This is a genomic window from Chromohalobacter sarecensis (genome assembly GCF_023061135.1).
In the GTDB taxonomy this organism is placed as follows: domain Bacteria; phylum Pseudomonadota; class Gammaproteobacteria; order Pseudomonadales; family Halomonadaceae; genus Chromohalobacter; species Chromohalobacter sarecensis.
Map to the genome: position 1 here is coordinate 125,218 of NZ_JAKGAN010000008.1, position 13,305 is coordinate 138,522.

The 13,305-nt window shown below is 58.4% G+C and carries 13 protein-coding genes; 3 read left to right on the forward strand and 10 right to left on the reverse strand.

Annotated elements, in window-relative coordinates:
- The first annotated feature begins 22 nt into the window (after positions 1-22).
- Positions 23-1,138, forward strand: coding sequence for a glycine cleavage system aminomethyltransferase GcvT (gene gcvT / locus L1071_RS13245; protein WP_246975644.1), 1,116 nt, complete (start codon positions 23-25; stop codon positions 1,136-1,138).
- Positions 1,139-1,320: 182 nt separating this feature from the next.
- On the opposite strand, the gene L1071_RS13250 is transcribed toward gcvT, so the two are convergent.
- The 5 genes from L1071_RS13250 to L1071_RS13270 all read right to left on the reverse strand — a co-directional run bounded on the left by L1071_RS13250 (position 1,321) and on the right by L1071_RS13270 (position 6,655).
- Positions 1,321-2,478, reverse strand: coding sequence for a glycosyltransferase family 4 protein (locus tag L1071_RS13250; RefSeq protein ID WP_246975645.1), 1,158 nt, complete (start codon positions 2,476-2,478; stop codon positions 1,321-1,323).
- Positions 2,479-2,615: 137 nt separating this feature from the next.
- Entirely contained in the window at positions 2,616-3,545 is a 930-nt protein-coding gene (locus L1071_RS13255; protein WP_246975647.1) for a M23 family metallopeptidase, read from the reverse strand.
- Positions 3,476-4,363 (reverse strand): 1-acylglycerol-3-phosphate O-acyltransferase, YihG family, encoded by an 888-nt coding sequence (locus tag L1071_RS13260; protein WP_246975649.1) that lies wholly within the window; start codon positions 4,361-4,363, stop codon positions 3,476-3,478. The genes L1071_RS13255 and L1071_RS13260 overlap by 70 nt, the downstream gene beginning before the upstream one ends.
- A gap of 85 nt (positions 4,364-4,448) precedes the next feature.
- A complete protein-coding gene (locus L1071_RS13265) occupies positions 4,449-6,398 on the reverse strand; it encodes an acetoacetate--CoA ligase (protein WP_246975651.1) in 1,950 nt (649 codons plus the stop codon).
- A complete protein-coding gene (locus tag L1071_RS13270; RefSeq protein ID WP_246975653.1) occupies positions 6,395-6,655 on the reverse strand; it encodes a hypothetical protein in 261 nt (86 codons plus the stop codon). The genes L1071_RS13265 and L1071_RS13270 overlap by 4 nt, the downstream gene beginning before the upstream one ends.
- 200 nt (positions 6,656-6,855) lie before the next feature.
- Here L1071_RS13270 and L1071_RS13275 point away from each other — a divergent pair, with 200 nt between their 5' ends.
- Positions 6,856-8,223 carry an MFS transporter gene (locus L1071_RS13275; protein WP_246975655.1) on the forward strand — a complete coding sequence of 456 codons (1,368 nt, stop codon included), beginning with the start codon at positions 6,856-6,858 and terminating at the stop codon, positions 8,221-8,223.
- A gap of 9 nt (positions 8,224-8,232) precedes the next feature.
- Here L1071_RS13275 and L1071_RS13280 read toward each other — a convergent pair whose 3' ends face one another.
- The 3 genes from L1071_RS13280 to L1071_RS13290 all read right to left on the reverse strand — a co-directional run bounded on the left by L1071_RS13280 (position 8,233) and on the right by L1071_RS13290 (position 10,385).
- Positions 8,233-9,000 (reverse strand): VOC family protein, encoded by a 768-nt coding sequence (locus tag L1071_RS13280; RefSeq protein ID WP_246975657.1) that lies wholly within the window; start codon positions 8,998-9,000, stop codon positions 8,233-8,235.
- A 158-nt stretch (positions 9,001-9,158) separates the two neighbouring features.
- Positions 9,159-9,431 carry a GrxA family glutaredoxin gene (locus L1071_RS13285; protein ID WP_246975659.1) on the reverse strand — a complete coding sequence of 91 codons (273 nt, stop codon included), beginning with the start codon at positions 9,429-9,431 and terminating at the stop codon, positions 9,159-9,161.
- Between the two features lie 120 nt (positions 9,432-9,551).
- On the reverse strand, positions 9,552-10,385 hold the full coding sequence (locus tag L1071_RS13290; protein ID WP_246975661.1) for an inositol monophosphatase family protein: 834 nt from the start codon (positions 10,383-10,385) through the stop codon (positions 9,552-9,554).
- A 155-nt stretch (positions 10,386-10,540) separates the two neighbouring features.
- Here L1071_RS13290 and L1071_RS13295 point away from each other — a divergent pair, with 155 nt between their 5' ends.
- Entirely contained in the window at positions 10,541-11,317 is a 777-nt protein-coding gene (locus L1071_RS13295) for a 3-hydroxybutyrate dehydrogenase (RefSeq protein WP_246975663.1), read from the forward strand.
- A gap of 18 nt (positions 11,318-11,335) precedes the next feature.
- On the opposite strand, the gene L1071_RS13300 is transcribed toward L1071_RS13295, so the two are convergent.
- A complete protein-coding gene (locus L1071_RS13300) occupies positions 11,336-11,875 on the reverse strand; it encodes a response regulator transcription factor (RefSeq protein WP_246975665.1) in 540 nt (179 codons plus the stop codon).
- Positions 11,876-11,892: 17 nt separating this feature from the next.
- Positions 11,893-13,164 (reverse strand): ATP-binding protein, encoded by a 1,272-nt coding sequence (locus L1071_RS13305; protein ID WP_246975667.1) that lies wholly within the window; start codon positions 13,162-13,164, stop codon positions 11,893-11,895.
- Between the last annotated feature and the right edge of the window lie 141 nt (positions 13,165-13,305).

Below are 13,305 nucleotides of genomic sequence, written 5' to 3' on the forward strand. Positions count from 1 at the left end.
GGATAATGACGAGGAAGCGACGATGTCCGACGACCTTCACCAGACGCCGCTGTATGACGTGCATGTCTCGCACGGCGCTAAGATGGTGCCCTTTGCCGGTTACAACATGCCGGTGCAATACGCCTTGGGTGTCAAAAAAGAGCATGAGCATACCCGTCATGCGTGCGGTCTGTTCGACGTATCGCATATGGGACAGCTCATCGTTTCGGGACCGTCACCGGCGCGTGCCATCGAAACGCTAGTGCCGGCGGATATCGTCGGGTTGCCGACGGGGATGCAACGTTATGCGCTCTTCACCGGCAATGAAGGCGGTCTGCTAGATGATCTGATGATCGTCAATCGCGGTGAGGATCTTTATGTCGTCGTCAATGCGGCCTGTAAGGACCAAGACGTGGCGCACCTGCGTATCGGGCTCGACGCCGAGCATCAGGTGGAGGTGCTGGACCGCGCCTTGCTGGCGTTGCAGGGGCCGCAAGCCAAAGATGTGATGGCGCGTCTGTGCCCCGAGGCCTGTGATCTAGTGTTCATGCATCATGGTCAATTCGAGGCGCTCGATAGTTTGTTGTGGGTTAGCCGTAGCGGTTATACCGGCGAGGACGGTTTCGAGATATCCGTGCCCGTGGATGCCGCCGAGCGTCTGGCGACGTGGTTGCTCAAGCAGCCCGAAGTCGAGCCCATCGGTCTGGGCGCACGCGACTCACTGCGCCTGGAAGCCGGGCTGTGCTTGTACGGCCATGACCTGGATGCAAAGACGACGCCCGCCGAGGCGAGCCTTATTTGGGCCGTGGGCAAGCCCCGGCGCATCGGAGGCGAACGAGAAGGGGGCTTCCCGGGGGCCGATGTCATTCTGCCGCAGATCGATACCAAGCGGATTACCCGTAAGCGTGTCGGTTTACTGGGCGAAGGACGAGCGCCGGTGCGAGAAGGTACTCAGCTTTATAGCGCCGAAGATCGCCATGTGGGCTGCGTGACTTCGGGCAGTTTCGGGCCGACCCTGGGTAAGCCGGTCGCCATGGGGTATGTCGATATCGAATTTGCGGCGTTGGAAACGACGTTGTATGCCGATGTCCGTGGCAAGCGCCTGCCCATGCAGGTGTCGCGAATGCCGTTCGTGCAGGCCAAGTATTATCGCGGTTAAAAGCCTTCTTTTTATACCGTTATCTTAAAAACCTCGAATTAAATTCGAGGTTTTTCCTTTATAGCCATCTAGTCCAAAACCGGGAAGCATTGCTCATAAGTTACACCTCAAAGCTCCATTTGGGCGATGGCGAAACTCAGCTTGCCCCCGCGACGACATCGCGTTCGAAAGAGTCCAGACGCTCAAACGTGACCGGGGGACGAGATCGCATACGGAGTCTCCTGCGTCGCCATGATCAAATACGTCAAGAAGCGTTCGCCGATGATATGCCAGCCCTGGTCGGCGACTTTTTCTCTAGCCGCGATGCCGGCATGGATTCGAGTGCCCGAATTCAGGCAAAGCTCCACGGCGGCGTGAACAAAGGCGTCATTGTCCGTCGCGTCGATCAAGCGGCCTTCGCGTCCATCCTCTATTAGTTCACTCGCGGCGGCTTGGTCGAAAGCGACGACGGGAAGTCCGCTGGCCATGGCTTCGGGGACCACATTGCCGTAGGTCTCCGAGTGCGATGGGAACAGGAACATGTCCGCGCTAGCGTAGTGGCGTGCGAGATTTTCTCCGCTGAGAAAGCCGGTGAAAATCGCCTCAGGAAGCTGGTGTTCCAGGTGCTGCCTTTCGGGGCCATCACCGACTAGCACGGTACGCAGCGTCGGGTGTGCCTCTTGCAACGCGCGTAGCGTGCGTACCAGCAGCGGCATGTTCTTTTCGGCGGCCAGGCGTCCTGCGTAGAGCACGACGGGGTCGCCTTTATCGGCGCCCCATTGATTCCTTAGTTGGGCGTCGCGGCGTTCTGGAGAAAAACGTTGAGCGTCGATGCCGCGCCCCAAGACGTTCACTCGCTGGAAACCACGTTGATATAAACGCTCGGCCTGAGCACGGGTAGGCACAAGCGTCATCTGGCAACGATTGTGGAAGTAGCGCAAGCCCGCACTGACGATGCCGGTGGCCCACCGCAAATGATAGTTCGCCGCGTATTGGTCGAAATTGGTGTGGAAACCGCCGACGACGGGAATCGATAAATGGCGCGCCGTGGCCAGCGCAGCCCAGCCAAGCGGGCCCTCGGTCGCAATGTAGACGACATCGGGGCGTGACTCTTGCCACAGACGCGCTAAACGCCGCCAATCAGGTGAGCCGACATTCACATCGGCGTAACCAGGTAGAGAAAATGCACGAACTTGCATGTCCCGCTCGGCGCGACCTTCTCGGCCGCCTTGTCGGGGCCGAGGGCGCACCAGCTGCAGATTGACGTGGCGCGTGGCGAGGTGATGGGCCAAATGCCCAAGCGTGTGTGCCACACCGTTGATCTCGGGGGCCCAGGTTTCACTGACCAATGCGACTCGCATGATGCACCTCCGTGGCATATCAAGACGCTGTCAGGTTCAAGCATCCTGATGACGGCAGTGCGACATCATTGTGACGATACGATGTCGTCAACCCGGATTAGCGTGTTGTTGATGGGCCCGATATTTCTACTTCTTGTCTAGCGTAGCACCTGTTTAGGGTCAATGGGTTTTCCGCCATGGCGGATATCGAACAGCAGGTCATAGCGCTCCGTGTCGTGTCGGTAACCGACATCGCAAACGGGTGTGCCTTGTTTTACCTCGTCGCCATCTTCGACGAGTAGGCGCTCGCAGAGCGCATAAACGCTTTGCATATTGTCGCGATGGTGAATGATCACCACACGCCCCAACTGCCGCATACTATCGGCAAAGCGAACGGTGCCGTCGGCAACGGCAAGTGCCTGGGTATCAGCGGAGGTCGAGAGCAACATCGGCTGGAGGGTGCCGCGCGAATCGGTGCCGTAGGCACGTGCGACTTCATATTGCTTGAGCGGCCAGTGCCATGTGTGAGCGCTACTGGGCAACGCACCTGGATCGGGGAGCGTACGGCTGCGCGCTGCAGGCTTGGACGCGGTCGATGAAGATGCCTTGGTGGTCGATACACTGGCTTTTCGTGCAGCGCCACCCAGTGGCACCTTGACCAACTGGCCGACATCCAGGGTGTTGGCCGAAAACTTGGGGTTTGCCGCTTGGAGGTTTTGCGCGCTGCTGCCAAAGCGCTTGGCAATACTCGAATAGGTGTCACCCGGGCGCACTTGATAGCGATAGGGGCCTCCTCCTGGCGCACGTTCGCGATGGGTGGGCACTAGAATGCGTTGGCCAATGGCCAGTCGGCGCGCATCGGCGCCGGGGTTGAACCGCTGCAAGCGCAGCAGTGGAACACCTGCTTGCTTGGCGATTTGCCCTAGCGTGTCGCCACGCTGTATGGAGACCCAGTTGCCAGCGATATTGCCGCCACGATAGCCACCGGCGCCAGGTCCGCCAGCGCAGCCGGCGAGTATCAAGACAAAGAGAAGGAGGGGAACGATGCGAGCGCACGATCCTTTTCCTCCCATAGCGCGTTCAGCCATGAATGGAAGCGTTCCTTGTAGTGCGGGTCCAGATGATAGTCGCCATTGCTCATCCAGGTGGGCACGTTGAGTCGGCGTGCCTCCATGTGGATAGGGATTTCGCGGCCACAAAGGAAATGCCAAAAGTTTGGGGCCGCGTGGCGATAATGAAGCGTGATGTCGAGAATGCCGCTCAGACGATCACCCATTAGATGTATGACCTGTGCGGTGCCGCCGGCCTTGGGACGCAGCAGGTGCTGAAACGGGCTCGCTTGCCGATCGCGCTTGGCGGGGGTGAAGCGCGTACCTTCCACGAAATTGTAAATCGTCATCGGCATTTCCCGTGCCCGCTCGCACATGCGTTGCGTCTCGCGTCGGTCGCGTTCTGCCAGCTTTGGCCGCTGGGTCAGCTCGCTGCGTGCATAGCGACGCATGAAGGGGAATTCGAGTGCCCACCAGGCGAGGCCGATGACCGGGATGAAGATCAGCTCACGCTTGAGAAAAAATTTGGGCATCGAGGTCCGTCCGTACAGCACGTACTGCATGATGAAGATGTCCGTCCAACTGCGATGGTTGGCGATGACCAGCCACCACTGGCTGGGAGACAGACCCTCGGGTAAGTGCGCGGTGATGTTTGGCTTGACCCAATGACGAATCCACCAGTTGTTGGTGGCGATCCAGGCTAGGGCGATGGCGTTGAGTCCCGCCAGTACGCGTAGGCGCAAACGCCGCGTCGGCGTCACGAGCTTGAGGAGTGTCAGCAGATAAAGTGGCACACCCCAGAACAGCGTATTGGCGATCAGCAACAGCACGCTTGTCAGCCCCTTGAGGGTCGCCATGCCGTTCTCCTTCAATGACTTGGCAACTTATGCTACTGGATCGTGTAGCGGCTGCCCAGTCTCGGACATGGCGATGGCATGCGTATCACTCGGCGAGCGCAGGAAGGTCGACGAAAAGCTCAAGGGCTTCAGGGTTAGCAAGCGCATCGCGATTCTTGACGGGCTCGCCATGGACGACGTTGCGCACGGCGACTTCGACGATCTTGCCCGACAGCGTGCGGGGGATGTCCTCCACGGCGATGATCTTCGCGGGGACGTGTCGCGGGGTCGTATGCTGGCGTACCGTGCGGCGTATTTCGTCGCACTTGGCTTCGTCGAGCACGACATGGGGGCGCATGCGCACGAAAAGGACCACGCGCACGTCGTTCTGCCAGGTTTGGCCGATACATAGCGATTCGAGCACGCCGTCTACCTTTTCGACTTGCCGGTAGATCTCGGCGGTGCCGATGCGCACGCCGCCAGGGTTGAGAACGGCATCCGAGCGCCCGTGGATGATGACGCCGCCGTGGTGTGTTAGTTCGGCGTAGTCGCCATGCGCCCAGATGCCTGGGAAAGTCGAAAAGTAAGCGTCGCGATAACGCTCCCCGTCTGGATCGTTCCAGAAGCCGGTGGGCATGCAGGGGAAGGGACGTTTACAGACGAGCTCCCCTTTGTCGCCAGTGATGCTCTGGCCATGATCATCGAAAACGTCGACGGCCATGCCGAGCCCGCGACATTGCAGTTCGCCACGGTAGACAGGGCGGATCGGACACCCCAGTGCGAAGCAGGACACGATATCCGTTCCCCCGGAGATCGAGGCCAGCATGAGGTCGCGTTTGATTTCGGCATAGACGTAATCGAACGACTCATGAGGCAAGGCCGAGCCGGTGGAGAGCAGTGCGCGCAGCCGTGAAAGATCCACTTGCTTGCCGGGTGCCAAGCCTTCCTTTTCACAGGCCGAGAGGTACTTGGCGCTGGTGCCGAAGACCGTGACGCCCTCATCGCTGGTGATTTGCCATAGGGTGTCGGGGTGTGGCGCAAACGGGGACCCATCGTAGAGCAACAGCGTGGCGCCTGAGCCGAGCCCCGACACCAACCAGTTCCACATCATCCAGCCGCAGGTGGTGTAATAGAAGAAGACATCGTCGGCGTCGATATCGGTATGCAGACGGTGCTCCTTGAGATGCTGCAACAGGGTGCCGCCCGCCGAGTGGATGATGCACTTGGGGGCACCCGTGGTGCCCGAGGAGTACAGAATATAAAGCGGGTGTTCGAAGGGCAGTGACTGGAAGTCGATCTCGCTGGCGTTGTTATCCAGGTAGTCGGCCCAGGCGATGGCGCGGGGGATATCATCGAGAGCCGGCGCGTCTTCGAGGAAAGGAAAGACGACGACATGCTTGAGCGATTCAATGGCATTGGCGATACCGGCGATGCGCTCCCGAGTATCGATGGCCTTGCCGTTCCAGGTATAGCCATCGGTGGCGATCAATACTTTAGGGGCTATTTGCCCAAAGCGATCCAATACACCGCTGAATCCGAATTCCGGCGAGCAGGAGGACCACACCGCACCGAGGCTGGCCGACGCAAGCAAGGCGATGATGGCATGTTCGCTGTTGGGCACGAAGCCCACGACGCGATCGCCTTCTGTGACCCCGCTGGCCTTGAGCGCATGGGCCAGCTTGGCAACGCTATCGTATAGCTCGGCATAGCTGATGACGCGTCGCCGCAGGCGTTCATCGCGAACGATCAAGGCGGGGTGTGCGTCACGCCGGCGCAACATGTTGGCGGCATAATTCAAGCGTGCTTGCGGGAACCAGCGCGCTCCGGGCATGGCATCGGGGCGTACCAGAACGTCATCGCCGCGCCGCTCGGCGATGATGTCGAACTCATCCCACAGGAGTTCCCAGAAAGCGTCTAGATGCTCGACGCTCCACGCATGCAGTGCCTCGTAGTCCGTCAGCGATGTGCCGTGCTCGCGGTCGATGCGCTGCATCAGCGCGTACATTTGCGTGCTTTGTATGGCCGTCGTCGACGGCTCCCAAAGGGGCGTGGTCATGTGACCTCCGGGTCATCTATGCCGCCACCTGTCTTCAGGTCGACGTCATATGAAGCGGCATGGGGAAGCTGCGCGGCGATGTTGCATTGCACCATGATGGTATTAAAAACAAGTCGGTAGCGTGCTGTCCACTCGACGAAAGGGGGAGTGCGAAAGCGCGCATAGGCGTTCGGCGTCATGATGACAAAGAGATGATGAAAATCTGACCAATCCAAGGTGAGGTGGGAAACGACAAGCCGGAATGGCGGCTTCGACATCGCTCATGCACAGTGTTATCCACAGTTTTTGTGGATGGTTTTTCTCATCTTCCGAAGGGGGTATATCTGATCTTCTATGCTGGACGGAGGGTCAGCGATATCCAGGGAGGAGTGGATGTCGTCATGCGTGCTAGCAGGTAGAATAGCGCGCTTGCCCGACACATTCTCAGGGCGTGTCTCAGGAGGCATGCCAAACCCATATGTCATATCGCCAGGAGGTCGATTTGCGCAGCCTGCCCGCAACCTTGCCCATTCTATTTCTCAGTGAAATCAGTTTCCTGCTCGGCCATGGCTTGATCATGACCTTGCTTGGGGTGCGTATGTCGCTGGAGGGATTTCCCTCGCAGATGGCGGGCTTGTTGATGTCGAGCTTCTCGTTGGGTTTCGTGATCGGGAGTTATGTGATCGAGAAGCGCATCCGCACGGTAGGACATATTCGCGTTTTTGCGGCTTGTGCGGCCGTGCTGGCGGTGACGGCGATGCTGCATGGGTTGTGGGTGGATCCCTGGGCGTGGTTGGTGTGGCGCCTGTTCGGTGGTGCGGCGACTGCGGGCTTGCTGATGGTCATGGAGTCATGGGTTTCGGGTGAGTCGACGAACGATAACCGGGGACGCGTGTTGGGATGGTACTTGGTCATCTCGACCTCGTCTCTGGCGGTCGGCCAGTGGCTGCTCAATGTTGCCGACCCGGCGACATTCGTGCTGTTTTCGGTCTCGGGAATCTTATTTACGCTGTCGCTGGTGCCGTTATCGATCTACCGGATAAATGGTCCAACGCGCTCGTCGCATGAGGTTTCCAGCAAGATCTCGCTGCGAGAATTGTATCGCCGCGCGCCGGTCGGGCTGGTTGGTGCCTTCACGGCGGGGCTGATGGTTCAGTCCTTTTTTGCGATGACACCCTACTATGGACAGGAGATTGGCCTTTCGACCGCGCAAACGGCGCAGTTCATGGCGATTACCACCCTGGTGGCACTGGTGGCCCAATGGACGCTGGGACGCATCTCCGACCGTCTTGATCGTCGCAAGGTGATCCTCTGCATGGCCTTGGTGATGGCGGTATCTGGAGTCATGATCTCGTTGGCAGCGAAGTTCGACTTCTGGGTGCTGCTGGTGGTGGCTTGTTTTCACACCGCGATGCTGCACACGCTCTATTCCTTGAGCCTGTCGCACACCAACGATTGGCTCGAACCCGAAGAAACCATTCAAGCCAATGCCAAACTGTTGATTTGGTATGGCATTGGCTCGGTTATCGGGCCTTATAGCGCTTCCGTGATTATGGAAGTGACCGGTCCCGATGGGCTATGGCTATTCCTTGGCGGTGCTGCGCTGGCATTGTCGATGTTCGTTATGGTGAGACTCCATGGCTCTAAGGGCGTTTCTCCGGAGGTGGAGCAAGAGCCGTATGTGGCAGCCGTGCCGATGGTGGAGTCGACGCATTATCTCAGTGAGCTAGACCCACGTTTCGAGCCTCAGCAGTTCGAGTTCGATTTCGAGCCTTCCTACGACGACGATTGGGCGGCGTATGACCGCAGTGAGCCACAGCCGGAAGCGGAAGAAGAGGCACGCTGAGCAAGCTTTCTAGGCACTAAGCTCACAGCGCGTGTGTTGCGGCAACAACAATTCTGCCGCGCGCTCGCGGGTACCGGAAAGCCGCTTTTGTACCAATGCAAGGCCACCGGTAGTAACGCGATGTTCATCACCGGCGGCGAATACCGCTCGCTGCGTACAGCAGGCATAGTAGCGATGGTCGAGCAAAGGAGAGATGGGGAGAAGCGCGTGTGTCTGATCTCCCGGTTTCAATCCCGCCTCGGCAATCACGTCGGTGTATTCGGCGATATCGTGTCCTGAGCGCTGACAGTCGAAGCCGACGTGATGCATGCGAGGGCCCATGATGGCCAACCAAGCGGCAAGTGGATGGGCCTCATGCAATTTCTGGTAAGTCGCCCAATCGGGCATTGGCCAGGGGCGGCCTCGAGAAAGAAGGTTCTGGCCGCAGCTGTCTTGTGGATGAGATCGATTGACGAGCGCTTCCAATTGCTGGCGTGGTGCTTGTGTCAGGGTGTCCAGTTGCAGCTCTATGAGTATAAGCCATGCATCGTCATTGCCTGGGCTTAGCACATTCGCCAGTATGCCTCGATCAGCCATGGCGTGGCGACTAACGCGCCGATAGCCGAAATGGTAAAGCGCCGGAAGCAAGCGTTGTGCTTGGTAAGGAACACGGTTGAGTGTCACTAGCACGTAATACTCGGCGCGCTGCTCGAGCGGCCAGAGCGATAGGGCCCCTATATCGGGATGACAATGAATATAGTCGAGCCAAAGTTGCTGCAGGAATTCATCGCGTTGCATGACTGACACCTCGCCTCCTGTCGCAATGCATTGAGTATAGTGCTTTCTCATTGCGCGGGCGGATGCAGATTCAACGCTCTATCGCGTGTTTGCGGAAGGCTGGCAAAAGGGCGGTAGCGCCAACACCTGTAACATGGGGGTTGGCGCTGAGGGGATCGTTAGCTCTGAGTCGCGGGCATCAGTTCATTATCGCGAACGTGTTGGTCGAACTCAGTGAAGCCACCGATATGAGTATGATCGATGAAGATTTGCGGTACCGTTTCGACGGGCTTGCCGATGGTCTTTTCCATATCGGCTTTGGTAATGCCTTCTTCGTGAATGTCGATATAACGGAAGCCGAAATCGTCGCGCGCTTCGCTGAGCTTCTCGGCGAGCTCTTTAGCACGTACGCAGAAAGGGCAGCCAGGACGGCCGAAAATCACTGCCAACATAGGGTTCTCCTTGATTTAAGGGATTTGTATGCCATGAACTTGGTGTCCATTTTTCCGGAATCGCTCATGAGGTGCCAATAGAGTCTTGCTACACACGCTATTGGGGTGTTCTATGGCAAATCAATTTTGTGCCTCGATCTCGTCGAGCCGGTCGTCGTCGGCCTTCAAGAGGATATCGCGCAACGCGTCGTATATCCTCGGCGCACCCACCAGTATGTTCTCTCCATACAGTTCGGACGGGATGCGGTCGGGGCACTGATAGAGATGCCCTGTCTTGGCACCTGCTTCACGCGCGATCAACAAGCCAGCGGCAAAATCCCAAGGCGAGACACTCTCATAATACGCATCGAGACGGCCGCAAGCGACGTGACATAGATCCAGTGCAGCCGATCCATTGCGGCGGATGTCGCGACAACTGGTCAGTACACCTGCGAGGCGGCGAAACAAGGGAGCACGCGCATCGCGGCGATAGGGGAATCCTGTGGCGATCAAGCTACGGGGCAACTCGCTCGCGTTGCTGGCCTGAATGGGCTCGCCGTTCAGCCAGGCGCCTTCACCGCGTAGTGCCGTGAACGTTTCTCCCAGGAAGGGCGCATGAACGACGCCCACGCGTATCTTGCCCTCCGACGCCCAGGCGATGGACACCGCGACATGAGGGTGTCCATAGGCAAAATTCACCGTGCCGTCGATGGGGTCGACAATCCATACGGCGTCATTGTCTTCGAGCACATCGCGGTCTGGAGAAATTTCCTCCGTGAGACGCGCATCATCCTGAAAATGGGCATCGAGCTCGGACGCGATGAGCCGATCGATTTCGACATCGGCATCTGTCACGAGTTCGTCACCGCTTTTGTAGCGTTGCTGAAACGCTTGCGACTCGCGCGCCGCCACGATGCGTTCTCCTGCTAGCCGTGCGATACGTTCGGCTTCAGCAAGCCGTTGGGAAGGCTCCATGCGGTCTCCTCGGGTCAATGCGTTGCTGCCAGTACTCAATGTTAGCTTTAGTCTAACAGGCCTGCCGCATGGCGTAAGTGATGCGCCATGCTGGCATATGTCGCAATGCACGTCTTATGCTGAGTTTAGTTCGTCTCTTTATCGAGGAGAGTGCCATGGTAGCCCCTTCCACATTGGGTCATCCACGTGTCGCGATCGTCACCGGCAGTTCCAGCGGTATCGGTGAGGCGGTGGTCAAACAGTTTTGCCAAGAGGGATTGCAGGTATTGGCGGTGGATGCCAATCCGCAAGGTGTGGATATCGCAGAAGCGGCGGGTGCCGTCTTCTATCAGGCAGATCTCACCGACCCGGATGCATGCCGTGGTTCGGTGACGGAGGCCATCAAGCGTTTCGGCCACGTCGATATACTGGTCAATAATGCGGGCATTCAGCATGTGGAAGCGCTGCAAGATTTCCCTGAGGCAAAATGGCGTCAGATCATCGATCTTATGTTGACGGCTCCTTTCTTGTTGACGCAAGCGGTATGGCCCCATATGTGTCAAGGCCAATGGGGGCGGATCATCAACATGGCGTCGATCCATGCCAGCGTCGCGTCTCCGGGCAAGGCGGCCTATGTCAGCGCGAAGCATGGTTTGGTGGGGCTGACGCGAACGGCGGCTCTAGAAGGCGGCGAGATGGGGATCACGGTCAATGCCCTTTGTCCTGCTTACGTACGCACGCCTTTGGTGGAAGGCCAGATCGCTGACCAGGCGCGTCTCAATGGTATGGACGAGCAGCAGGTGATTGAGGAAATAATGCTGAAAAACGTCGCCATCAAGCGCCTCATCGAGCCCGACGAAGTGGCGGCATTGGTCAGTTACCTGGCGTCGGAGAAGGCCGGCGCGGTGACCGGGGCATGCTGGAGCATGGACCTCGGGTGGACCGCGCAGTAGCAGTAACGGCGATGCTGACTAGCGCCTCACGGGGCGCTTTTGCAGTTTGCGCTGCAGCGTTCGACGGTGCATCCCCAGTGCGCGTGCGGTCGCGGAGATATTGCCATCGTGTTCCTGCAACACTTTCTGGATATGCTCCCAGGTCACTCGATTCACGGAAGGCGGGCTATCGGCGATGTCGATATCGGGATCGCCGCCTTCTCGTTCCAGAGACGTTAGGATCTCGTCGGCATCGGCTGGCTTGCACAGATAATTGACGGCCCCCAGTTTGATGGCTTCTACCGCAGTCGCGATGCTCGAATAGCCTGTCAGCACGACAACGCGGCACGCCGGGGCCAGTGCCAGCAGTTCGGGAAGCAGTTTGAGTCCCGAAGAGTGTTCCAGCTTCAGGTCGAGCGTTGCCATATGGGGTGGCGCTTGCCGCAGGCTGGCCAGCGCTTCTTCTTCGGTCATGGCGGTCGAGACTTCGAACCCCCGCCGCCGCATGGCACGTGCCATGACGAAGCAAAACTGTTCGTCATCGTCGATGATCAATAGCCGTTCAGCATCTGCTGACATGATGTCCTCCGTCGCTTTCAGGCAGGGTTGCCTGCTGTCGCCCGTGGCAGCTTGACCTCGGTAAGCGTGCCGCCTTCTTCGTGATTGTAGAGACTGACGCCACCGCCGAAGCGATTGATCGTAGCATGGGTCAGAAATAGGCCGATGCCCATGCCTTTGCTCTTGGTCGAAATGAATGTTTCGCCCAACTGGTCGGCAATATTCATCGAGACACCGGGGCCATGGTCGCGGATGTCGATGATGACGTCATCCTGCGTCCAGTCGAGCAAGATGGAAATATCCATGGGATTGGCGTCAGCCGCGTTGTTGAGCAGGTTCATGATCGCTTGCTCGAGCGTGGTGTCGGTGGCGATATAGGGAATGCCTCGCTTGCCTTGTATATCGATGCGATGACTCACGTCGGGACGCAATACCAGCCAGCGTTGCAGAACATCGCGTAGCCATGTCTCGGCGGCGACGATCTCAGGCTTGGCCAAGCGTCGTCTATCGGCATTGGCCACGAGCGTCTGTAGGCGTGCCTTGCAGGTGTCGACTTGCTGTCGCAATAAATCGATGTCCTCCACGAGCGGCGTGTTGTCGCGTGCTTCCTGTCGCATTTCGCTGAGTAGCACTGCCATGGTGGACAATGGCGTGCCCAGTTCGTGGGCGGTGCCGGCGGCCTGTGTGGCCACAGCGAGGACTTGCTCATTGCGCAATGCCGTCTCGCGGGTACGCGAGAGTGTGAGGTCCCGCCGCCGCAGTGCGTGCGCCATCTTGAAGATAAAAAATGTCACGAGACCAGCGGAAAGGCTGAAGTTCAGCCACATGCCGATGATATGCAAACGAATACCGGTACCCACGAATCCGTTGCTTAACTGTGGAACGGGTTCGTAGAACAGCATCATGGTGGTGTAACTGGCCAGGGAGGCGGCGGCGATGACCCAGGCGAAACGCCAGGGTAGTGTTGCTGCGGCGATGGTTACCGGGACGAGGTAGTAGGTGATGAAGGGATTGGTAGATCCGCCCGTATAGTAAAACAAGAGGCTCAAGCCAACCACATCTATCAACAGATGCACGAGGTATTCGATGTCAGTCACGGCCCTGGGGCGGCCCAATCGCCACCAAGTGGCGACGTTAACCAACCCCATGGCGATGATGACCAGGATGACGGGCATTACATGTAGCTGAAAGCTCAGTACTTCGATCCCGAAAATGATCGCCCCAAGAAAACCAGTCCACGTGATGCCGCGTACAATAGTCAGTCGCACTAGGTTGCGGTTGGGGGTAGAGAGGGGTAAGGGCTGATGCATGGGGGCTCCCGGCGTGCGATACGAACGGCATGATAACCGATAGACGAAAAGAGCGGCAGCCGAACGGGGAGGGTGATAATGCCGCACCCCAGTATGCGCGCTATAAAATAGCCGAGAGGGCGCTATTTCTTTCTACGAACT